Annotated in this window: 17 protein-coding genes; 9 read left to right on the top strand and 8 right to left on the bottom strand. The window is 67.3% G+C overall.

Annotated features, from left to right (window positions below; genetic code table 11):
• Positions 1 to 32: 32 nt before the first annotated feature.
• Positions 33 to 1,052: an alpha/beta hydrolase family protein gene (locus QM693_RS14335; protein WP_283352655.1), complete on the top strand. Its 1,020-nt coding sequence runs from the start codon at positions 33 to 35 to the stop codon at positions 1,050 to 1,052.
• On the opposite strand, the gene QM693_RS14330 is transcribed toward QM693_RS14335, so the two are convergent.
• The 6 genes from QM693_RS14330 to QM693_RS14305 form a co-directional block, all read right to left on the bottom strand.
• A complete protein-coding gene (locus QM693_RS14330; RefSeq protein WP_283352654.1) occupies positions 961 to 2,583 on the bottom strand; it encodes a GMC family oxidoreductase in 1,623 nt (540 codons plus the stop codon). The two genes, QM693_RS14335 and QM693_RS14330, sit on opposite strands and share 92 nt — an antisense overlap.
• Positions 2,580 to 4,148 carry an APC family permease gene (locus QM693_RS14325; protein WP_271212387.1) on the bottom strand — a complete coding sequence of 523 codons (1,569 nt, stop codon included), beginning with the start codon at positions 4,146 to 4,148 and terminating at the stop codon, positions 2,580 to 2,582. The genes QM693_RS14330 and QM693_RS14325 overlap by 4 nt, the downstream gene beginning before the upstream one ends.
• 57 nt (positions 4,149 to 4,205) lie before the next feature.
• Positions 4,206 to 5,726: an aldehyde dehydrogenase family protein gene (locus tag QM693_RS14320; RefSeq protein WP_283352653.1), complete on the bottom strand. Its 1,521-nt coding sequence runs from the start codon at positions 5,724 to 5,726 to the stop codon at positions 4,206 to 4,208.
• Complete coding sequence (locus tag QM693_RS14315; protein ID WP_280782093.1) at positions 5,723 to 7,375, bottom strand: BCCT family transporter; 1,653 nt, start codon at positions 7,373 to 7,375, stop codon at positions 5,723 to 5,725. Before QM693_RS14315 ends, QM693_RS14320 begins: the two co-directional genes overlap by 4 nt.
• Positions 7,372 to 8,544 (bottom strand): aromatic ring-hydroxylating oxygenase subunit alpha, encoded by a 1,173-nt coding sequence (locus QM693_RS14310; RefSeq protein WP_283331167.1) that lies wholly within the window; start codon positions 8,542 to 8,544, stop codon positions 7,372 to 7,374. The genes QM693_RS14315 and QM693_RS14310 overlap by 4 nt, the downstream gene beginning before the upstream one ends.
• Before the next feature lie 382 nt (positions 8,545 to 8,926).
• Positions 8,927 to 9,739 carry an IclR family transcriptional regulator gene (locus tag QM693_RS14305; protein WP_283352652.1) on the bottom strand — a complete coding sequence of 271 codons (813 nt, stop codon included), beginning with the start codon at positions 9,737 to 9,739 and terminating at the stop codon, positions 8,927 to 8,929.
• A 197-nt stretch (positions 9,740 to 9,936) separates the two neighbouring features.
• On the opposite strand from QM693_RS14305, the gene QM693_RS14300 reads away from it, so the two are divergent.
• Both QM693_RS14300 and QM693_RS14295 read left to right on the top strand, forming a co-directional pair.
• On the top strand, positions 9,937 to 10,281 hold the full coding sequence (locus QM693_RS14300; protein ID WP_280782096.1) for a bifunctional 3-phenylpropionate/cinnamic acid dioxygenase ferredoxin subunit: 345 nt from the start codon (positions 9,937 to 9,939) through the stop codon (positions 10,279 to 10,281).
• The gene (locus QM693_RS14295) at positions 10,278 to 11,456 is read left to right on the top strand and encodes an NAD(P)/FAD-dependent oxidoreductase (protein ID WP_283352651.1); all 1,179 of its coding nucleotides are present in this window, start codon (positions 10,278 to 10,280) and stop codon (positions 11,454 to 11,456) included. The genes QM693_RS14300 and QM693_RS14295 overlap by 4 nt, the downstream gene beginning before the upstream one ends.
• Positions 11,457 to 11,464: 8 nt before the next feature.
• Here QM693_RS14295 and QM693_RS14290 read toward each other — a convergent pair whose 3' ends face one another.
• Complete coding sequence (locus QM693_RS14290; protein ID WP_280782098.1) at positions 11,465 to 12,265, bottom strand: IclR family transcriptional regulator; 801 nt, start codon at positions 12,263 to 12,265, stop codon at positions 11,465 to 11,467.
• Between the two features lie 339 nt (positions 12,266 to 12,604).
• On the opposite strand from QM693_RS14290, the gene QM693_RS14285 reads away from it, so the two are divergent.
• The 4 genes from QM693_RS14285 (at position 12,605) to purU (ending at position 17,556) form a co-directional block, all read left to right on the top strand.
• A complete protein-coding gene (locus QM693_RS14285) occupies positions 12,605 to 15,067 on the top strand; it encodes a GcvT family protein (RefSeq protein ID WP_283352650.1) in 2,463 nt (820 codons plus the stop codon).
• The gene (locus QM693_RS14280; RefSeq protein ID WP_283352649.1) at positions 15,064 to 15,690 is read left to right on the top strand and encodes a cyclodeaminase/cyclohydrolase family protein; all 627 of its coding nucleotides are present in this window, start codon (positions 15,064 to 15,066) and stop codon (positions 15,688 to 15,690) included. The genes QM693_RS14285 and QM693_RS14280 overlap by 4 nt, the downstream gene beginning before the upstream one ends.
• Positions 15,687 to 16,580: a bifunctional 5,10-methylenetetrahydrofolate dehydrogenase/5,10-methenyltetrahydrofolate cyclohydrolase gene (locus QM693_RS14275; RefSeq protein WP_283352648.1), complete on the top strand. Its 894-nt coding sequence runs from the start codon at positions 15,687 to 15,689 to the stop codon at positions 16,578 to 16,580. Before QM693_RS14280 ends, QM693_RS14275 begins: the two co-directional genes overlap by 4 nt.
• Positions 16,581 to 16,707: 127 nt before the next feature.
• Positions 16,708 to 17,556 (top strand): formyltetrahydrofolate deformylase, encoded by an 849-nt coding sequence (gene purU / locus QM693_RS14270; RefSeq protein ID WP_280782102.1) that lies wholly within the window; start codon positions 16,708 to 16,710, stop codon positions 17,554 to 17,556.
• A gap of 65 nt (positions 17,557 to 17,621) precedes the next feature.
• On the opposite strand, the gene QM693_RS14265 is transcribed toward purU, so the two are convergent.
• Complete coding sequence (locus QM693_RS14265; protein WP_283352647.1) at positions 17,622 to 18,293, bottom strand: GntR family transcriptional regulator; 672 nt, start codon at positions 18,291 to 18,293, stop codon at positions 17,622 to 17,624.
• A 113-nt stretch (positions 18,294 to 18,406) separates the two neighbouring features.
• On the opposite strand from QM693_RS14265, the gene glyA reads away from it, so the two are divergent.
• Both glyA and QM693_RS14255 read left to right on the top strand, forming a co-directional pair.
• Positions 18,407 to 19,732, top strand: coding sequence for a serine hydroxymethyltransferase (glyA, locus tag QM693_RS14260; protein WP_061044373.1), 1,326 nt, complete (start codon positions 18,407 to 18,409; stop codon positions 19,730 to 19,732).
• Entirely contained in the window at positions 19,732 to 20,967 is a 1,236-nt protein-coding gene (locus QM693_RS14255) for a sarcosine oxidase subunit beta family protein (RefSeq protein WP_007300401.1), read from the top strand. Before glyA ends, QM693_RS14255 begins: the two co-directional genes overlap by 1 nt.
• Positions 20,968 to 20,987 lie beyond the last annotated feature (20 nt).

The raw sequence follows: 20,987 nt of genomic DNA, 5'->3' as shown, positions 1-20,987 counted from the left end.
TTCGCCGCGGACACCGCCGGGTTGAGCGGGCCGTGCGGTCGGCGGCGGGGCGAGGCGAGTTCATCGCCGTGCCCGGTGCCGGGGCCTCCTTCACCGCCCCGGCCGGCGGGGCGATCCGCGTCGATTTCGGGGAGTGCGAGGCCGACCGCTCGCCGGGCACCCGGGTCCACATCCGGGGGCGCGGACTCGACGGACTCCGCTACGCCGTCGACAGTTGGTATCACCACCGCTTCCATCCCGGACGGACCGTCCGCTACGGCGACCACCCCGATCAGCGAGTGGAACTGCGGATCCCGGGCGGCGACGGCCCCTTCCCCGTCGCCGTGCTGATCCACGGCGGATTCTGGCGTCCGCGTTGGGAGTCCGACTTGATGGATGCGTTGGCTGTCTACCTGACGGCCCGCGGGTACGTCACCTGGAATGTCGAGTACCGGCGGGGCACGGAGAACCGATGGGCAGCAATGGCGTCCGATGTCGCCGACGCCGTGCAGGCCGTCGCGACGGTGCCGGAGGCGGACCCGGAGCGGGTCGTGATTCTCGGCCACTCGGCCGGTGCTCAGCTTGCGCTCCGCGCCGCCGCCGACGCCGCGACCGAGGACGCAGCGGTTCGTCCGGCACTGGCCGTCAGCCTCGCCGGGGTGCTGAATCTGCGACTCGCCGGCGAACGCCACCTCGGCGAGGGCGCGGTGGCGGACGCCGTCGGCGGCGACCGGGCCGGCGACCGTGCGACGTACGAACGGTCGTCGCCGATCGAGCGACTGCCGCTGGGCACCGCTCAGCTGGTGGTGTGCGCCGTCGACGACGAGCCGGACATGCTGGAGATGAGCAGGGAATACCACGACGCCGCCGCGGCGACCCCCGACGACGTCGTCCGGATCGAGGGGCCCGGCGATCACTTCACCGTCATCGATCCGGAGAGCGAGATCTGGCGAAGGACCGCCGAGGCGATCGACGCCCGGATCAGACCTCGGACAATGTCGACTCCGCCGCCCGCAGCCCGGACCCGGCCCGGCCGCGGAGCAGATCCGCGCACCTCTCGGCCATCGTCATGACCGTGATGTTCGGGTTGACGTGCGGCAGTTTCGGCATCGCCGACGCGTCGACCACCCGCAGTCCTCGAACCCCCTTGACGCGCAGTTCCGGGTCGAGCACCGCCATCGGATCGTCGACGGCGCCCATGCGGGCCGTGCCCGCGGGGTGATACACCGTGTTGTGGGTCTTGTGGATGTAGTCGAGGATTTCGGCGTCCGTCACCGCGTCGGGTCCCGGCGCCAGTTCGCGGGCAATCCACCCGCGTAGCGCCTTCTGCTCGGCGATCTCGCGGGCCAGCTTCACCCCGGACAGCATCACCCGGTCGTCATGGCCCTCGCTGTCGGTGAAGTATCGGGGGTCGACCTTCGCGCGGTCGCGGAAGTCCCGCGACCGCAGCCGGACCGTTCCGCGGGAGCGGCCCTGAGTGACGTTGGGTGTCAGGCAGAATCCGTTGTCGGTGGTCGGGTAACCCCACCGCAGGGTGTTCATGTCGAACGGGACGCTGCCGTAGTGCATCATCAGGTCGGGATGGTTCAGGCCCTCCCGGGTGGTCGCGAACAGGCCGATCTCCCACCACTGCGTCGATTCGGTGACCATCGGCTGGGACGCCTCCCAGAACACGAGGCCCTCGACGTGATCGTCGAGGTTCGATCCGACACCGGGCGAGTCGACGCGCACGGGGATCCCGAACTCCGCGAGATGCTCCGCCGGGCCGATACCCGACAGCATCAGGAGTTTCGGGGTGTCGATGGCCCCGGCCGTCACCACCACCTCCCGTCGCGCCGACACCGTGTCGTAGCCGGTGAGGTCGGGACGCTGGTACCGGACGCCCGTCGCCGTCTGCTGTTCGTCGAACAGGATCTCGCTCACCCAGCAGCCGGTCCGGACCTCCAGGTTGGGCCGGGTCCCGAGGATCGGGTGCAGGTAGGCGTGCGACGACGACATCCGGGTGCCGTCCTTGGACGCGTTGATCTGGAACCATCCGGCACCGTTGAGCACCGTTCCGCCGCGGTTGAATGCGACGGTCGGCAGACCGACCGCGGCGGCGGCGTCGAGAACCGCTCGGCCGCAGGGGTCGTTCGGCGGGACGTCCCGCAGCCGCACGGGCCCGCTGCGGCCGTGCCCGTCGCCGGGGGCGTCGTTGCTCTCGAGCCGGCTGACGTACGGGAGGATGTCGCGCGCACCCCAACCCGACGCCCCCATCGCCTCCCAGTCGTCGAGTGCCTCGGCCGGCGGCCAGAATGCGATACACGAGTTGTGGGACGAGCAGCCACCGAGGACCTTGGCCCGGGCGTGCCGCATGAAGCTGTTGCCCTTCTCCTGTGGCTCGACGGGGTAGTCCCAGTCGTACCCGGAGTCGAGCAGATGCATCCATTGGGACAGCTCGAGGATCGCCCGGTCCCCGACGTCGGACGGGCCCGCCTCGAGCAGGCACACCGTTACCGACGGGTCTTCGCTCAGACGTGCTGCGAGTGCGCAGCCCGCGCTGCCACCGCCCGCGATCACGTAGTCGAATTCCCCTGCAGCGCCGTTCGATTCGCCGTCGGTCATCGGGCGAGCTCCTTGTCGTTCGGTTCGGATTCCGGCGCGGTCGTTACCACCGCCGCGCAGTGTGACGTCAACGTTCCGATGTGGTGCCGGCCGGTGGTGAGGTACCACAGCAGGCCGAACCCGAGGATGATGCCGATGTAGACGAAGGCGCCCCAGGTGTTGTACCAAGGTTCCCCGTACACGGCCTCGCGTGGCCACGCGAGGTTGAGGGCCATCCCGATTCCCCAGACGAGTGCGACGATGTTGACGGGCAGTCCCCATCTGCCCATCGTGAAGTAGCCGCCCTCCTTCAGGTCCCGCGGCGGCCACTCACCCCGCAGCCGTTTCTTCAGCATCGGTCCGGTGACCATCAGGTAGGCCAGGTAGATCATGATGATCGCGATCGACGTGAGCACGGTGAAGATGTGCGGCTGACCGATGTTGACCGCCAGGATCAGCGCGGCCACCACCCCGATGGTCACCGCAGGCACGACGGGTGTCCGCGTCCGCGGGTGGACCCGGGCGAGCCGCTCACCGAACGGGAGTGCGTTGTCGCGGGCCATGGCGAAGGTCAGCCGGATCGCGGCGGTGTGCACCGCCAGCGAGCAGACCGTCACCGCGATCACGATGCACACCAGGAAAATCGTGCCCAGCGGACCCCACATCACCTGCTCCACGATGTACTGCAGGCTGCCGTCGGACGCGCCGATCTTCGGATCGTCGAGGTCGGGTGCCGCCATCACGGCGAACACGAGGATCGCGCCGCCGATCACGAACGACGCGAGGATCGCACGGAAGATCGCCTTGGGGGCGGTGCGGCGGGGTTCGACCGTCTCCTCGCCCAGCGAACTCGCGGTGTCGAAGCCGTACATCACGTAACCCGACGCGAGCGTCGCCACCAGGAACGCACCGAGGTATCCGCCGCTTTCGCCTGCGCCGTACCCGTGGGTGGAGAAGAACACCTGCGGGCCGCGGGTCATGTTGGCGGCGAGGATGATCGCGATCAGCACCGCCGCGATGATCTCGATGAACACCCCTGCGCTGTTGATCATCGCCATGAGACGGACACCGAGCGCGTTGACGACGGTGGTGAAGCCGATCATCACCGTCCCGAGAATGACGGCGTTGGTGGCGAAGTCGTGTTCTCCGGTGCCGTCACCGACGATCTGGAAGCCGCTCCACAGCCGCGGCAGGTTGAGCTGCAGCGCCAGCACAACGGCCGACAGGGTGACGATCGACGCGGTGAGCATCAGCCAGCCCGCGGACCACCCCACTACTCTGCTGCCGAGCGTCTTCGCCCAGTTGTACACGGAGCCGGCGATCGGATACTTGGCGGCCAACTCCATGAAGCAGAGCGCCACGGCGAGCTGGCCGACGAACACCAGCGGCCACGACCACAGGTAGGCGGGGCCTGCGGTGCCGAATCCGAAGTAGAACAACTGGAAAGTGCCGGTCAGGATGGAGATGTAGCTGACGCCCGCGGCGAAGCTCGCGAACTTGCCGATACTGCGGTCGAGGGACTCCTTGTAGCCGAACTCCTCGAGTCCACTGTCGTGATCGCCGGTCGTATTGTCGGTACTGGTCATTCGATCACTTCCTGAGAAGGTGAGTAGGCCTGCTCGCGCGCCCCTGCCGGGAGCACGTCAGGTCGCGGTGAACCAACCCGCGAGAGGCGAGGTCGTGTTGTTCCAGATGTGTTTGACTTCCTGGTATTCGGAGAGCCCGGCCGGTCCGAGTTCGCGCCCGTTGCCGGACTTCTTGAATCCGCCCCATTCCGCCGCCGCGGTGTAGTAGCCGAAGTCGTTGAGCCACACGGTCCCGTGGCGCAGGCGGCGCACCACCCGTTCGCCGCGGGCAGCGTCCGACGTCCGGACTCCGGCGGCGAGGCCGTACTCGGTGTCGTTGCCGAGCCGGACCGCGTCCTCCTCGGTGGTGAACCTCTCGACCGTGAGAATGGGCCCGAACGTTTCCTCCTGCACGATGCGCATGGACCGGTCGCAGTGGTCGAAGATGGTGGGCAGGTAGTAGCTACCGCCGTCGAGCGCGGGATCGGCGGGCCGGGAGCCACCCGTCCGGAGCACCGCCCCTTCGGAGATACCCAGTGCCACATAGGCTTCGATCTTGTCGCGCTGTGCCGTCGACACGAGCGGTCCGGTCTCGGTGCCGGGATCGAGCCCCGGGCCGACGCGGATGGCCTCGGCGCGCGAGACGAGGGCGGCGACGAAGTCGTCGGCGATCGACTCCTCCACGATCAGCCGCGTCCCCGCCGAGCACACCTGCCCCGAATGCAGGAAGACGCCGGTGAGCACCTGGTCGACCGACGACTCCCACTCGGCGTCCGCGAACACGATGTGCGGGTTCTTCCCGCCGAGTTCCACGGCGACCTTCGTGACGTGCTTCGCGGCCGTCTCCAGGATGGTGGTGCCGGTCGCGAGTCCACCGGTGAACGAGATGAAGTCGACGTCACCGGTGTCGGTCAGCGCGGGTCCGAGGTCGGCGCCGCTCCCCTGCACCAGGTTGACGACACCGGCGGGCACACCTGCCTCCTCGATCAGCCGGGCGAACGCGATCGTGCTCAGTGGCGTGACTTCACTGGGCTTGAGCACCATCGTGCAGCCGGCGGCCAGCGCGGGTGCCACCTTCCAGGAGATCTGGAGCAGCGGGTAGTTCCACGGCGCGATGAGGACGCACACCCCGATCGGTTCGCGGACGACCCGGGAGACGACAGCGGGGTCACCCACGTCGACCACCCGGTCGCTGGAGACGAGGGCCAGCCGGGCGTAGTACCGGAATACCGACACGACGTCGTCGATGTCGATTCGGCTTTCCACCAACGTCTTACCGGTGTCCAGCGTCTCGATACGCGCCAATTCCTCCTTGTCGCGCTCGAGCAGATCCGCGATACGCGACAGGAGCGACGACCGCGCGGCGACCGCCGTCTGAGGCCAGTCCCCGGCGTCGAAGGCCGCCCGGGCAGCGTGCACGGCTCGCCCGGCGTCTTCGGGCGACGCCTCGTCGACCGTGGCGATCACGTTCCCGGTCGCCGGGTCGATGCAGTCGCGGGTGCGGCCCGACGTCGCCGCGACCCACTCCCCCGCGATGAAATTCACCTTCCCGAACAACCTCTGGACGCCCTGATCCGCGGATAGTGCCGTCATCTTCATACTGTGTCCGAAACCCTCTCGTGTGCATACTTTTTCGATGAACCGACGATGAGCGGATCACGGGAGAGGTCCCGGTACAGCGAGAAGCACAATCCGATCATCACCAGGAGGAACGGCGCGGCCGCGATGATCGTCATCGTCTGCAGACCCTGCAGGGCGTCCGAGCCGCCGGTCCAGAGGATGAGTGCCGCGGTGCCCCCGGTGAGGGTTCCCCAGAAGATGACGACCCACGTGCTCGGTTCTCGTGCACCCCGCTGCGACAGGGTGCCCATCACCAGGGACGCGGCGTCCGCGCCGGATACGAAGAAGATCGCGACCAGCACCATGACCAGCACGGTGGCGAACCCCGTCAACGGCAGATGGTCGAGCATCCCGAACAACTGGCCTTCGGTCGACGAACGCGCCGCCAGGTCGACTCCGTCCTGCTGCTGTCCGATGCCTGCGCCGCCGAACACCGCGAACCACACGAGGCTGACCGAGGTGGGAATGACGATCACGCCGATCACGAACTGCCGGATGGTGCGGCCGCGGCTGATCCGGGCGAGGAACATTCCGACGAACGGAGTCCACGACACCCACCACGCCCAGTAGAAGATCGTCCACGACGACAGCCAGGACGCCGTGTCGTCGCCGGAACTCGCGGCCGTCCGTCCCGACATGGTGGCAAGTTGCGCCGCGTAGTCCGCGATCGCGGTGGGGAGCAGATTGAGGATGAGGACGGTGGGACCGAGCACGAACACGAACAGCGCGAGAATCACCGCAAGCACCATGTTGATGTTGGACAGCCAGTGGATGCCCCGCGCGACTCCCGACACCGCCGAACCGACGAACGCGAACGTCAAGAGCCCGACGAGGGCAACGAGCGCGAACGTGCCGACGTGGCCCATCCAGCCGATGATCTCGAGACCGGAACCGATCTGCAGTGCGCCGAGTCCGAGCGACGCGGCTGTGCCGAACATCGTCGCGATGATCGCGAGGATGTCGATGACCTTCCCCACGGCGCCCTCCGAGCGGCGACCGAGGAGAGGGAAGAACGCGGCACTGATGAGCTGCTTGCGGCCACGCCGGTAGGAGCCGTACGCAATCGACAACCCGACGACCGCGTAGATCGCCCACGGATGCAGACCCCAGTGGAACATCGTCGTGGCCATCGCCGACCCGACGGAGCCGTCCGTTCCCGGCGGCGGGCTCACCAGATGGGCGAGCGGTTCGGCGACGCCGTAGAACATCAATCCGATTCCCATGCCGGCGCTGAACATCATCGCGATCCAGCTCACCGTGCGGAACTCCGGTTTCTCGCCGTCGCGGCCGAGCGGAATCCGGCCGTACCGGGAGAACGCGAGGAAGAGTGAGAAGACGACGAACGCCGACGACGCGGCGATGAACAGCCAACCGAGGTCGGCCACCAGCCAGTCCAGCGCCGCGGTCGACACGACCGAGAGGTTCTCCGGTGCCAGCAGTCCCCAGAGGATGAGTCCGACACCGAGCGCCGCGGCCGTGCCGAACACCACCTTGTCGACGCTCCGCCGCCCCTCGCCGTCGGACGGCGCCGCCGCCTGCTGCTCCTGCGCCTGGTGTCGGGGTTGCGAATCGACACCGTTCACCCTGGGAGAGTCGGTCACCCTCGGTTGCTCGCCGGCGTAGGTCATCGGGGATCCCCGCTCAGTCTTTCGAGTAGCCAGTCGTGGAATTCGCCGATGTGGTGTTCCGCGGGCACCAGCACACCCCCGTTCCGGTACGCCTTCGACGCCATCGTGGGCTGGGTCCGCTCACAGGCGTCGAAGTCCTGCTGGTTGACCCGGTGGAACAGCTCCACCGAACGGGAGACGTCGCGACCCGACGCGGTGACCTCCGGGGAGTACAGCCAGTCGCATTCGACGATGGTGCGATCCGCGGACACGGGGTACATGCGGTGGAAGATGACGTGGTCGGGCACGAGGTTGACGAAGACCTGCGGCCGGATCGTGATGGCGTAGTACTTGCGGTCCTGGTCGGGACTGATGCCGGACAACGACTCGAATCCGCCGGTTCCGTCGATGGTGAATCCCTCGACGTCGTCACCGAAGGCGGCACCGTGCCCCACGAAGTACTGTGCGGCAAGGCCGTCCGCGAACTCGGGAAGTACCTCGGTGAGCTCGGGGTGGATGGTCGCGCAGTGGTAACACTCCATGAAGTTCTCGATGATCAGCTTCCAGTTGGCCGCGACGTCGTAGACGATCCGGCGGCCGAGTTCCAGGGTTCCGATCTGGTACCGGTCGATGGCGGCCGGATCACCGAGTCGTTCGGTGACGGCGCCGACGACCTCGTCCTCGAACGACGGCGGTTCGTCGGCCAGGCACACCCATGCGTAGCCGAGCCATTCGCGAAGCGCGACCGGCACCAGTCCGTACCGCACCCGGTCGATGTCGGCTCCGGTCTCGTCCCGCAGCGCGGCCATGTTGGGGGCGGCGACCAGTTTGCCGTCGAGTCCGTACGTCCACGCGTGGTAGGGGCACTGCAGGTTTCTGCGGATCTGCCCTTCGTCCTCGGTACACAGCATGGCGCCGCGGTGCCGGCAGATGTTGAGGAAGGCGCGCAGTTCCCCGTCGCGGCCGCGGACGAGGAGCACGCTCTCCCGGCCCACCGTGATCTTCCGGAAGGCTCCGGGGTCGGCGAGATCGGCGGCGCGGACGGCGCAGAACCACATCGCCTCGAACAGGTTCTCCTGTTCGTCCGTGAAGATGTCGGCGTCGGTGTAGTACCGGCCACCGAGGGTGGGGATCAGTGCCGGTGCGGGCGTGGAGGCGGGAGCGGGGGCTTGAACGTCCGGAGCGGACATAGATGTCACCGTTTCTTTCGTTGCCGGGAAAGATGCGTGTCGGTCGAGCTGTGACCTGATGTCTGTGTGCGTAGGGGGCACAGATCGCAAGGGGCGCCGTTGCCGAGAGTGACGACATGCGTGCCCGATCCGCGGCGACCGTCCGAACAGCGGACAGCTGTTCCCGCCGAGTCATCGCGGCGTCAGCATTGTTGCGTCATCAGCAACGCTATGCGATTTACACAACTTAGACTGTGGCCCGCGGACGTGTCAAACATCACATTCGACACTTCTTTCGCGGACGCGACACGACCGAAACACCGCGTTAACCGCGGACGGCCGGAACCCGGACAAACGGGACTATCCGTTCGTCCCGCCTTGAGGGAGAAGCACTTCCGGGCGTTCAGTCACCCGCGCCGACGGATTGCTGCGCTTCGATCCGCGCGACCGCGTCGGCGAGTTCGAGCGCCACGGCCTCGAACCGCTCAGGAGCAAGCCGGTACTCCGGCCCGGACACACAGATCGACGCGACGATCCGGTTGGTGACCTGGCTCCGCACCGGCACGGCGATGGAATTGAGCCCCGCTTCGAGTTCCTCGGCCGTGGACGCCCACCCGCGCGACCGCACGTGCTCGAGTTCGACGTCGAACGCCCGGAAGTCGGTGATCGTGTTGGGAGTGAGCGGGCTCAACTGCGGCCCCAACCGGCTCCGGAGCTGGCCGGACGTCAATTCCGAGACTAGGACCTTGCCGGTCGCGGTCGCGTGCGCCGGGGTCACCTGACCCACCCACGTACGCAGCGCGACGTGGCGATCGCTGCGGGCCTCGAGCACGTTGAGGGTCGCCGGACCGTCCAGCACGGCGAGGTTGACCGTCTCCCCGAAGGCGTCGGCCAGGCGGTCGCACTCCGGCTGCGCAACCTCGACGAGCCCGCTCTGCGCGACCGTGGCCTCGGCCAATCGCACTACCGCGAATCCGAGCTGATACTTGCCGCGGACACCTGCTTCCTCCACGAATCCGCGTTGCTGCAGCGACGCGATCAGGCGTGACACGGTCGATTTGTGCACGCCGAGACGCACGGCGATCTCCGAGGCGCCGACACGGCCTTCTGCCGCGACTATCTCGAGCACGTCGATGGCACGTTCCACGGCGTGCACTGTCTTCGCCTTTCCTTCCGTTCCCTGGGCCGCGGGCGCCGTTGCCTCGGATTCACTCATGCCCCGAGGTTATGCCCACCGACTTCGGGAACGCAGTTTTTACACGCGAATGCTTGACACCGTGGGGCAGCACCGGAGAGCATTGTGTTGCACAGCTTGCAAGTCGTCGCGCATAGCGCAACAACCGCTCCACAACTTGTCCTTCCTCCCCGACGTTTCGGAGGTATCGAGTGATTCTCGATAACGATTCCCCAGTTGTGACCCACCCCGGCGCCATGGCGTTCCCCGTCTGCGAACTCGTGACACTGCCCGTGGGCGAAGTCGTGACGGTGACCCCGCCGGGCATGGCTCCCATCTCCGTCTTCCACACCTCCGACGGTCTGTATGCCATCGACGACACCTGCACCCATCAGGACGCCTCCCTCGCCGACGGCTGGGTCGAAGGCTGCACCGTCGAGTGCCCGCTCCACGAAGCGTGCTTCGACCTCCGCACCGGAGTGCCCTCGGGCCCGCCGGCCAAGATCGCAGTCCGCACACACGACGTGTCGATCGTCGACGGCACCGTGCTGCTTCATCTCGACCAGAAGGGCGACGCCCGATGAACACTGTCCCGAATTCCATTGTGGTACTGGGCGCTTCCCTCGCCGGACTGTCGGCGGTGCGCGCACTGCGCGAGAAGGGATACACCGGCCGCCTCGTCGTGGCCGGCAGCGAGCAGTCCCTGCCCTACGACCGGCCGCCCCTGTCCAAGGAATTCCTCACCGGCGACCTGACCGACGAGGATCTGCTGTTGATGAACAGCGACGACGACACCCTCGACGTCGAATGGCGCATGAACAGAACTGCCACCGGTCTGGTCCATGCCCCCGAAGGGATCCACCGGGTCACGTTCGACGACGGATCCCACTTCGACGCCGATGCCGTCGTCGTCGCGACGGGCGCGCGCGCCCGGACCCTGCCCGGACACTCCGGCCTCGCCGGCGTGCACACCCTCAGATCGGTCGACGACGCACGCGCACTGCGGGATTCGCTGTCACGTGCGCAGAACCTCGTGATCGTGGGAGCAGGGTTCATCGGCGCCGAGGTGGCCTCCACCGCGGCCCGCATGAGCCTGAACGTCACCGTCGTCGAGGCCTCGCCCACGCCTCTCGCCGGCCCGCTCGGCATCGAACTCGGGGCGATCTGCGCAGGACAGCACGCAGCGCACGGCGTCCGGCTCCTCACCGGGGCAGTCGTCGCCGCACTGCTCGGTGACGATGCGGTCGAAGCCGTCCAGCTGAGCGACGGAACGATCCTCCCCGCGGACGCCGTGGTGGTCGGAATCGGGGCCGTCCCCAACGTCGAATGGGCACGCGATTCGGAACTGATGATCGACGACGGTTTCCTCACCGACTCGTCGTGCAGCACGAACGTGCCCGGCGTGTACGCGATCGGCGACTGCGCACGGACTTTCGACGACGCCCACCAGGTGCACCACAGAAGCGAGCACTGGAGCAACGCCGTCGCACAGGCCGCCACCGTCGCCGACACGATCATGGCCACACCGTCCGGACCCGCCGCGATCCCGTACTTCTGGTCCCACCAGTACGGCAAGATGCTGCAGTTCGCCGGGACGAGACACAGCACCGACGAGGTCCGGTTCGTCGACGGCGATCCCGGAACCGGCACGTTCGTGGCCACCTACGACCGGAACGGCGACACCGTGGGCGTCTTCGCGATGAACAGTCCCCGGCTGTTCACCCGGTACAAGAAGCAACTCGCCAGGTCGCGGGCCTGATGCCGGCGCTACGTGACGGCATAGCCCAATCGGCTGCTGATCTGCTGGGACGTGTCGAGTGCGGCGCGGGCGACGTCCTCGAACCGTTCCGGCAGCAGTCGGTAGGCGGGGCCGGACACACTCAGAGCAGCAATCATTTTCGACGTGTAGTCGCGGATCGGGACGGACACCGCGTTCAGCCCGAGTTCGAGTTCCTCCTCGGACTCCGCCCAGCCCCGCTCGCGAATGGTTTTCAGCGATTCCACGAGCGCAGGCACATCGGTGAGAGTTTTCTCCGTGAGAGCAATCGGAGTTTCTCCCACGCGCTCCGCGAGTTCGCTGTCGGACAATTCCGTCAGCAACAATTTTCCACTCGCCGTCGCATGCGCCGGGCTGCTTTGACCCACCCAGGTATTGGTACCGACGCCGGACGGACCGTCCGCTTTGACGATGCTCACCGATCGATTTCCGTCGAGTATCGACACATTGACGCTCTCACCGACAGTTTCCGCCAGTTCGGCGCACAATTCCTGACTCTGCCGCACCAGATCGCCGTCCGGCGACGCGGTGCGGGCCAGCCGGACGATGGAATTGCCGAGTTGGAATTTTCCCCGGCTCTTCAATTGCGCGACGTACCCTCGCGAATCCAGAACGGCGACGAGGCGCGATGCGGTCGACTTGTGGACACCCAACTCGTCGGCGATTTCGGTGACACCGGCGGTACCGAGCCTCGCCAGGATTTCGAGTACCGCCAGAGCGCGGTCCACTGACTGCACAGCGCCGGACGGCCGGCTCCGATCCCCATTCGAGTTATCGTCCAATTCAGTCATCTCGACTTCAGGATAGGCGACATCACCGTGCGACGGTTACCTCCATCCACACCCGGTTCCACGTCATCACAGTCGGGGTCGGTGCGCATTTCCACTTCGGATCGCGGAATTGCGGCCATTTCATCGACCAATCGTCGTGGAATTACCCGCAATTCGGGGTTGACCCCCTTACTCGTCCAGACCTAATGTGTTGATATATCAGTTGTCGATTTCGGTTCGGATCAGTCCGATCCGTTTCGCAATTCACAGTTCTTTCCGGCGCCGTTCGAGCCCACACCGAACACCGAATCTCCCGCTACTTCGCCACACACAGGCACCCACCCAACCAGGAGGACCATCATGGGGTCACCGCGCGTAGTGATCATCGGAGCCGGCATCGTCGGCGCGAATCTGGCTGACGAGCTCACCGCTCGCGGCTGGGATCGGATCACGGTTCTCGATCAGGGACCGGTGCCGCTCACCGGAGGCTCCACGTCGCACGCACCGGGCCTGGTGTTCCAGACGAATGCGTCCAAGACGATGACCGAGTTCGCCCGGTACACGGTCGAGAAATTCGTCGGGCTCGACGTGGACGGCGAATGGTGCTTCAACCAACTCGGCGGACTCGAGGTGGCCACCACCCCCGAGCGTCTCGCCGATCTGCACCGCAAACAGGGCTGGGCCACGTCCTGGGGCATCGAGGGCGCCGTCCTCGACCCGGCCGAGTGCGCGAAACTGCACCCGCTGCTGGACGAGAAGCGGGTACTCGGCGGGCTGTACGTGGAGACGGACGGCCTCGCGAAGGCGTCCCGAGTCGTCGTCGCGCTGGCCCGGCGCGCCGAAGCCCGCGGTGCCGTGTTCCAGGGTTCGACGAAGGTGATCGGCATCGAACAGAGCGGCGGCAAGGTGACCGGCGTCGCCACCGCGGACGGGGTGATCCCCGCCGACATCGTGGTGTCCTGCGCGGGTTTCTGGGGTCCCGACATCGGCGCGATGGTGGGTATGGACGTCCCGCTGCTGCCCCTGGCACACCAGTACGCGAAGACCGAGCAGATTCCCGAACTCGTCGGACGGAACACCGAACTCGCCGAGGCGGGCTTCCCGATCCTGCGTCACCAGGACCAGGATCTGTACTTCCGTGAGCACGTCGACCGCCTCGGCATCGGCACGTACGCCCACCGTCCGATGCCGGTGAACCTGCGTGACCTCGACGAGAGCGACGACGTGTCCGCGTCCGACATGCCGTCGATGCTGCCGTTCACCGAGGAGGACTTCGCGCCGTCGTGGGAGCAGAGCAAGTTGCTGCTGCCGTGCCTCGAATCCGCGAAACTGGACGCCGGTTTCAACGGCGTCTTCTCGTTCACCCCGGACGGCGGACCGCTCATCGGCGAGTCCCCGGACGTCGCCGGGTTCTGGATCGCCGAGGCGGTGTGGGTGACACACTCTGCCGGTGTAGGCCGGGCCGTCGCGCAACTGCTCGTCGACGGCCGCTCCGAGGTCGAACTGCACGGCTGCGACGTGCACCGCTTCGAGGAGATCCAGCTCGCACCCGACTACGTCAGCGAGACGTCGCAGCAGAACTTCGTCGAGATCTACGACGTGCTGCACCCACTGCAGCCCAAGGAGTCTCCCCGCGACCTGCGGGTCAGCCCCTTCCACACGCGCCAGAAGGAACTCGGCGCAGTGTTCCTGGAAAGCTCCGGCTGGGAACGCCCGCACTGGTTCGAGTCCAACGCCCATCTGGTACAGGACCTTCCGGCCGAATGGCAGCCGCCGGCCCGCGAACCGTGGGCAGCGATGTTCCACTCCCCCATCGCCGCGGCCGAGGCCTGGAAGACCCGAACCTCGGTGGCGATGTACGACATGACACCGCTGAAGCGCCTCGAGATCAGCGGCCCCGGCGCGCTGGCCCTGCTCGACCGGCTGACGACCGGCAAGATGGACAAGTCCGTCGGGTCCGTCACCTACACGCTCGCGCTCGACGAGTCCGGCGGCGTCCGCAGCGACCTCACCGTCACGCGACTGTCCGACACCGTCTTCCAGGTCGGCGCCAACGGCAACCTCGACCTCGACTACTTCCGCCGCCAATCTCCGGACGACGGCAGTGTGCAGATCCGGGACATCACCGGCGGCACGTGCGGGATCGGGTTGTGGGGCCCGCGCGCCCGGGACCTGGTGCAGGCGTTGAGCTCCGACGACTTCACGAACGAGAACTTCAAGTACTTCCGCGCGAAGCAGGTCCGCATCGGCGGTGTTCCCGTCACGGCGATGCGTCTGTCGTACGTCGGCGAACTCGGCTGGGAACTGTACACGTCCGCCGACAACGGTTTGCGCCTGTGGGATCTGCTGTGGGCGGAAGGGCAGAAGTACGACGTCATCGCCGCCGGCCGCGCCGCGTTCAACAGCCTGCGGATGGAGAAGGGCTACCGCTCGTGGGGCAGCGACATGACCACCGAGCACAATCCCTACGAGGCCGGTCTCGGGTTCGCGGTCCGACTGCAGAAGGGCGACTTCCGTGGGCGTGACGCGCTCGACGGCGTCTCCGACGAGACGGTGGAGCGGCGCCTGGCGTGCCTCATGATCGACGACCGCACGTCGGTGGTCCTCGGCCACGAGCCGGTGTTCGTCGACGGACAGCCCGCCGGGTACGTCACGAGCGCCGCGTTCGGTCACACGGTGGGGGCGCCGATCGCCTACGCCTGGCTTCCCGCGAACGCGACCGTCGACACCCCGGTGGAGATCGAGTACTTCGGACGCCGCATCCCGGCAACGGTTGTGGCCGAGCCGCTCGTCGACCCCGAGATGAAGAAGATCCGGTCATGACCCTCCGAGACGACACGATCGCCGGGTTCCTGGACTCGCTCGCCGATCGAACTCCCGCGCCCGGCGGCGGCGCGACCGGCGCCCTCCACCTCGGCCAGGCAGCCGCGCTGGTCGCGATGGTCGCCCGCTACACCACCGGCAAGAGGTACGCCGACCACGGGATGCTCGTCGAACGCATCTGCGCGTCCGCGGATGCGTTCCGCGAGAAGGCACTGCAGTTCGCCGACGACGACATGGCGGCATTCACGGCCGTCATCGACGCCTACCGGCTCCCCCAGGACACGGACGACGAACCGGCCGCCCGCACGTCGGCGATCGCGACCGCCCTCGCCGGCGCCGCCGCGGTCCCCGCCGAGGTGGTGGTCGCGGCGGGCGACGTCGTCGCACTCGCCGACGTCCTGCTGCCGGTAGCGAACCGCACCGTCGTCAGCGACGTCGCGGCCGCCGCCGAGGCCGCCCGCGCAGCCGCCACCACCGCCCGGGTCAACATCGAGGTGAACCTGCCGGGTATCACCGATCTGGACACCCGCCGGGCCCTCACCGAGTGCCTGTCCGGCGTCGACGCGATCGTCGAGCGTGCCGACGCAGTCACGACACGAGTACGAAAGCAGCTGAGTTCATGACCAGAAGCCTCGGTGGCGCCGAACTCGCCACCTCCATCCGCAACGACGCGTCCGTCGCCGCCGCAGCACTCGCCGAAATCGGGGTCCGACCCAAGCTGGCGGTCGTGCAGGCCACCGACGACGAATCGACCGCCTGGTACGTGCGGTCCATCGCGTCAGCCGCGAAACGCACCGGAATCCTGTGCGACATCGTCGATCTCGGCGCCGCGGCATCGACCGAACAGATCCGCAGCACGCTCGTCGAACTCGGCCACGACCCGGACGTCCACGGCATCATCCTGCAGACACCCCTGCCGGACGGAACCGACCTCGATGCCCTCCGGGAGGCGATCAACCCCGCCAAGGACGTCGACGGCGCCAACCCGGTCAGCCTCGGCCGACTCGTCGCGCGTCAGCCGGCGTTCGCGCCCGCCACCGCACAGGCCGTGATCGCCCTCCTCGATCACCACGGGATCTCCCCGCACGGCAGGACGGCCGCGGTGGTCGGCAGATCGACTGTCGTCGGAAGTCCCGTCGCGCATCTGCTCGTGCAGCGCAACGCGACGGTGACCGTCTGCCACCGGCACACCACCGACCTGGCCGCCGGCACCCGTGACGCCGACATCCTCGTCGTCGCGGTCGGCATTCCCGGACTGATCACGGCCGACCACGTCGCCGACGGCGCCGTCGTCATCGATGTCGGGACCACGGCGACCGCGGACGGCCAACTGCTCGGTGACGTCGACGCCGTGGCCGTCGACGGTCGGGCGGGCGCGCTGACCCCGGTCCCCGGAGGGGTGGGACCGGTGACCACCGCGTTGCTGCTCAATCACACGGTCGACGCCGCCGGGACGCAGTACGCCCAGACTCGATCGGAGTCCGTGCTCGCCGGGTTCCGCAGCAGCGTCTGACTCCGTCTCCACCCCTTGACCCGCTCGTCCAGCCTGAAATAGCATGGCCCATTCTGATATATCAGTTCGCTCGGACTGACACCTCAATTAGTGACACCGTAACCAGTCCGGCATCGAGGAGACCCACATGACCCAGACCTTCACCCTGACGCTCAGCTGCGCTCAGCGTCCCGGGATCGTTCACGCAGTCAGCTCCTTTCTCTTCGAGCAGAACTGCGATATCGCCGAGCATCAGCAGTTCGACGACACCCGGAGCGACGCGTTCTTCCTCCGCACGTCGTTCGTGTCCGCGGAAGATGTCGACATCGAACGCCTCACGGCGGAATTCGGAAGCGTCGCCGCGAAATTCGGCATGACGTTCAACTTCAACGGCACCGACCTGCCCCGGGTGATCGTGATGGTCTCCAAGATGGGTCACTGCCTCAACGACCTCATCTTCCGCTGGCGAGCAGGCAACCTCGGCGCCGAACTCGTCGCCGTCGTCTCCAATCACGAGGTGCTGCGCCCCATGGCCGAGGCCGCCGGGCTGCCGTTCGTCCACGTCCCGGTCACGCCGGCCACCAAGCCGCAGGCCGAAGCCCGGCTGCTCGAACTCGTCGAGGAATTCGACGCGGATCTCGTGGTTCTCGCCCGGTACATGCAGGTGCTGTCCGACGACGCGTGCCGCGCGCTACGCGGACGGGCCATCAACATCCACCACTCGTTCCTGCCCGGTTTCAAGGGCGCCAAGCCCTACCACCAGGCGTTCGATCGCGGCGTCAAGCAGGTCGGGGCCACCGCCCACTACGTGACCCCTGATCTGGACGAGGGGCCCATCATCGAGCAGGAAGTCATCCGCATCGACCACTCCTTCGACCCGACGCGACTCGCCACGGTCGGGCAGGACGCCGAGGCCCTCGCGCTGTCGCGGGCCGTGCGCTGGCACTGCGAGAACCGCGTCCTGCTGCACGGTCACCGGACGGTTGTGTTCAGCTGAGGCGCTTCGCGCCCGTGCGCCTTTTTGGTAGCTCCCGCTACCAGAAAGGCGCACGGGCCGGAGGCCTACAGCAGGTCGCGGATGGCCTTCTCGAAACCGGCGACGTGGGCGAGGGTGAGGGACGAGGCGGTGTTCTCGTCGCCGTCGACGATGGCCCGGAGCAGGGCGACGTGCTCGCGGACGTGGCTGGCGACGTCGGGCAGCCGGTCGAGGAAGAGGCACCAGATGCGGGTGGCGTGTGCGTCGAGGCTGACGAGGATGTCCTCGAGGTGAGGGTTCCCGGATGCTCGGTAGATCTCGCGGTGGACGCGCACGTCCTTGCGCAGGACTTCGCGCGGGTATTCGCTGTCGTCTATCTCGGCGATCTCGTCGGCGAGCGCGGTCAGCCGGGCTCGCGCGTCCGGGGACGCGGTCCGGGCCGCCCGGGCCGCCGCGGTCGGTTCGAGTTGCTTGCGGATCTCGGAGATGTCGGCGAGATCGGTCATGTCGACGGCGGTGGCGAATGTGCCACGACGCGGGTAGGCGACGACGAGACGTTCCCGCTCGAGGCGTTTGAGCGCTTCCCGCACCGGTGTCCGGCCGAATCCGAGTTCTTCGGAGAGACGGTCGTCGTTGATCGGCTCGCCGGGCCGGATGTCCAGCATGACCAGGCGTTCGCGGACGATCTCGTACGCGCGGTCGGCGTTGGTGCCGCCGTTCGATGCCGTGTCCGCGACCGATGAATGCGCCAGGCTCATGTTCCGTCTCCCTGATTTTCCGGAGCTATTGACCTTTGTCCGTCACTGACCTTACTCTACTTTCCAGTTGATATATCAGTTCGATGTCAACTGACCTTCCAGAAAGGCGAACCATGACCGTGGACACCGCACACCTCACCGAGGTGGCAGCAGCGAACCCGACGCTGACGCATTCGCTCGCCGATCTCGACCCCGCCGTGCACCAGGCGATCGCGGCCGAGCTCGAGCGACAGCAGGGCACCCTGGAAATGATTGCCAGCGAGAACTTCGCCCCGCTCGCGGTGATGCAGGCGCAAGGGTCGGTACTGACGAACAAGTACGCCGAGGGTTACCCCGGCCGCCGCTACTACGGCGGTTGCGAGCACGTCGACGTCATCGAGCAGCTCGCCATCGACCGCCTCACCGCACTGTTCGGTGCGACATTCGCCAACGTGCAACCGCATTCGGGAGCGCAGGCCAACGCCGCCGCGATGTCGGCACTGCTGAAGCCCGGCGACGGCATCCTCGGCCTGGACCTCGCGCACGGCGGTCACCTCACGCACGGGATGAAGCTGAACTTCTCCGGCAAGCTCTACGACGTCGCCGCGTACCACGTCCGCGAGGACGACCATCTCGTCGACATGGACGAGGTCGAGCGTCTCGCGCGTGAGCATCGCCCGAAGCTGATCCTGGCCGGCTGGTCCGCCTACACACGCCAACTCGACTTCGCCGCGTTCCGTCGCATCGCCGACGAGGTCGGCGCGTACCTCATGGTCGACATGGCGCACTTCGCCGGACTCGTCGCCGCCGGACTGCACCCCTCCCCCGTCCCGCACGCCCACGTGGTCACGTCGACGACGCACAAGACCCTCGGCGGTCCCCGCGGCGGCGTCATCCTCACCAACGACGAGGCACTGGCGAAGAAGTTCAACTCCTCGGTGTTCCCCGGACAGCAGGGCGGCCCGCTCGAGCACGTGATCGCCGGCAAGGCCGTCTCGTTCAAGCTCGCCGCCGAGCCCGAGTTCCGGGAGCGCCAGGAACGCACGCTCGCCGGCGCGAAGATCCTCGCCGACCGCCTCCTCGAGGACGACTCCCGGCAGGCGGGCATCAACGTCGTGTCCGGCGGCACCGACGTGCATCTGGTGCTGGTGGATCTGCGCGAGTCCGAACTCGACGGCAAGCAGGCCGAAGACCGGTTGCACCGGGTGGGAATCACGGTGAACCGCAACGCCGTCCCGTTCGACCCGCGTCCGCCGATGGTCAGCTCGGGGGTGCGGATCGGCACCCCCGCGCTCGCCACCCGCGGTTTCGACCTGGATGCGTTCACCGAGGTCGCCGACATCATCAGCTACGCGCTGCGACCGGCCACCGACGAGGCCGGACTCGACGAACTCCGCGCCCGCGTCGATGCCCTCGCGCTGCGCTTCCCGCTCTACCCCGACCTCACGGAGGCGAACTGATGAGTGCCACCCAGCCGCCCGGCGCCCACCTGCCCGACCACCCCGACTTCCTGTGGCGTAACCCGGAACCGAAGAAGTCGTACGACGTCGTCATCGTCGGCGGCGGCGGACACGGCCTCGCGACCGCGCACTACCTGGCCAAGAATCACGGCATCACCAACGTCGCGGTCCTGGAGAAGGGGTGGCTCGCGGGCGGCAACATGGCCCGCAACACCACGCTGATCCGGTCGAACTACCTGTGGGACGAGAGCGCCAAGATCTACGAGCACGCCCTCAAGCTGTGGGAGGGCCTCGAGGACGACCTCGACTACCCGATCCTGTTCAGCCAGCGCGGCGTCCTCAATCTCGCGCACAGCCTGCAGGACGTCCGTGACAGCGTCCGCCGGGTGGAGGCGAACAAGCTCAACGGAATCGACGCCGAGTGGGTCGGACCCGACGAGGTCAAGAAGCTGTGCCCGCTGGTGAACATCTCGAGCGACATCCGCTACCCCGTCCTCGGCGCGACGTATCAGCCGCGGGCCGGCATCGCCAAACACGACTACGTGGCCTGGGGTTTCGCGCGCCGCGCCGACGAGGCGGGCATCGACATCATCCAGAACTGTGAGGTCACCGGTTTCGTCACCGACGGCAACAAGGTGACCGGGGTGCGCACCACCCGCGGTGACATCGCGACCGGTCAGGTCGCGCTGTGTGCGGCCGGGCACACCTCGACGCTCACCGATATGCTCGGCATCCGCACCCCCGTGCAGTCCCATCCGCTGCAGGCGCTGGTCTCCGAGCTGCTCGAGCCCGTGCACCCGACCATCGTGATGTCCAACGCCATCCACGTGTACGTCTCGCAGGCGCACAAGGGCGAATTGGTGATGGGCGCCGGTGTCGATTCCTACAACGGGTACGGCCAGCGCGGCGCGTTCCACATCATCGAACGTCAGATGGCGGCCGCGGTGGAGTTGTTCCCGGTGTTCGCCCGCGCGCATCTGCTGCGCACCTGGGGCGGCATCGTCGACGTGTGTCCCGACGCCTCCCCCATCGTGGGACGCACTCCGTACGACAACGTGTATCTCAACTGCGGTTGGGGCACCGGCGGATTCAAGGCCACCCCGGGGTTGGGTTGGTGTCTGGCGGACACCATCGCGAACGACGAACCGCACGAGTTCATCGCGCCGTTCAGCCTCGACCGGTTCGTCACCGGCGCTCTCGTCGACGAGCACGGCGCCGCGGCCGTCGCTCACTGATCCCCCGTCGCGCACTGAAA

The organism is Rhodococcus sp. IEGM 1305 (assembly GCF_030058635.1).
Taxonomy (GTDB): domain Bacteria; phylum Actinomycetota; class Actinomycetes; order Mycobacteriales; family Mycobacteriaceae; genus Rhodococcus_F; species Rhodococcus_F opacus_D.
This window is presented reverse-complemented; position numbering and strand designations above follow the sequence as displayed.

Coding starts and splice junctions, on each gene's coding strand:
- QM693_RS14265 (WP_283352647.1), bottom strand. CDS start 18,293: ATGAGCCTGGCGCATTCATCGGTCGCGGACACGGCATCGAACGGCGGC.
- QM693_RS14290 (WP_280782098.1), bottom strand. CDS start 12,265: ATGACTGAATTGGACGATAACTCGAATGGGGATCGGAGCCGGCCGTCC.
- QM693_RS14315 (WP_280782093.1), bottom strand. CDS start 7,375: ATGACCTACGCCGGCGAGCAACCGAGGGTGACCGACTCTCCCAGGGTG.
- QM693_RS14325 (WP_271212387.1), bottom strand. CDS start 4,148: ATGACCAGTACCGACAATACGACCGGCGATCACGACAGTGGACTCGAG.
- QM693_RS14255 (WP_007300401.1), top strand. CDS start 19,732: ATGAGTGCCACCCAGCCGCCCGGCGCCCACCTGCCCGACCACCCCGAC.
- QM693_RS14305 (WP_283352652.1), bottom strand. CDS start 9,739: ATGAGTGAATCCGAGGCAACGGCGCCCGCGGCCCAGGGAACGGAAGGA.
- QM693_RS14330 (WP_283352654.1), bottom strand. CDS start 2,583: ATGACCGACGGCGAATCGAACGGCGCTGCAGGGGAATTCGACTACGTG.
- QM693_RS14295 (WP_283352651.1), top strand. CDS start 10,278: ATGAACACTGTCCCGAATTCCATTGTGGTACTGGGCGCTTCCCTCGCC.
- QM693_RS14285 (WP_283352650.1), top strand. CDS start 12,605: ATGGGGTCACCGCGCGTAGTGATCATCGGAGCCGGCATCGTCGGCGCG.
- QM693_RS14310 (WP_283331167.1), bottom strand. CDS start 8,544: ATGTCCGCTCCGGACGTTCAAGCCCCCGCTCCCGCCTCCACGCCCGCA.
- purU (WP_280782102.1), top strand. CDS start 16,708: ATGACCCAGACCTTCACCCTGACGCTCAGCTGCGCTCAGCGTCCCGGG.
- QM693_RS14320 (WP_283352653.1), bottom strand. CDS start 5,726: ATGAAGATGACGGCACTATCCGCGGATCAGGGCGTCCAGAGGTTGTTC.
- glyA (WP_061044373.1), top strand. CDS start 18,407: ATGACCGTGGACACCGCACACCTCACCGAGGTGGCAGCAGCGAACCCG.
- QM693_RS14280 (WP_283352649.1), top strand. CDS start 15,064: ATGACCCTCCGAGACGACACGATCGCCGGGTTCCTGGACTCGCTCGCC.
- QM693_RS14275 (WP_283352648.1), top strand. CDS start 15,687: ATGACCAGAAGCCTCGGTGGCGCCGAACTCGCCACCTCCATCCGCAAC.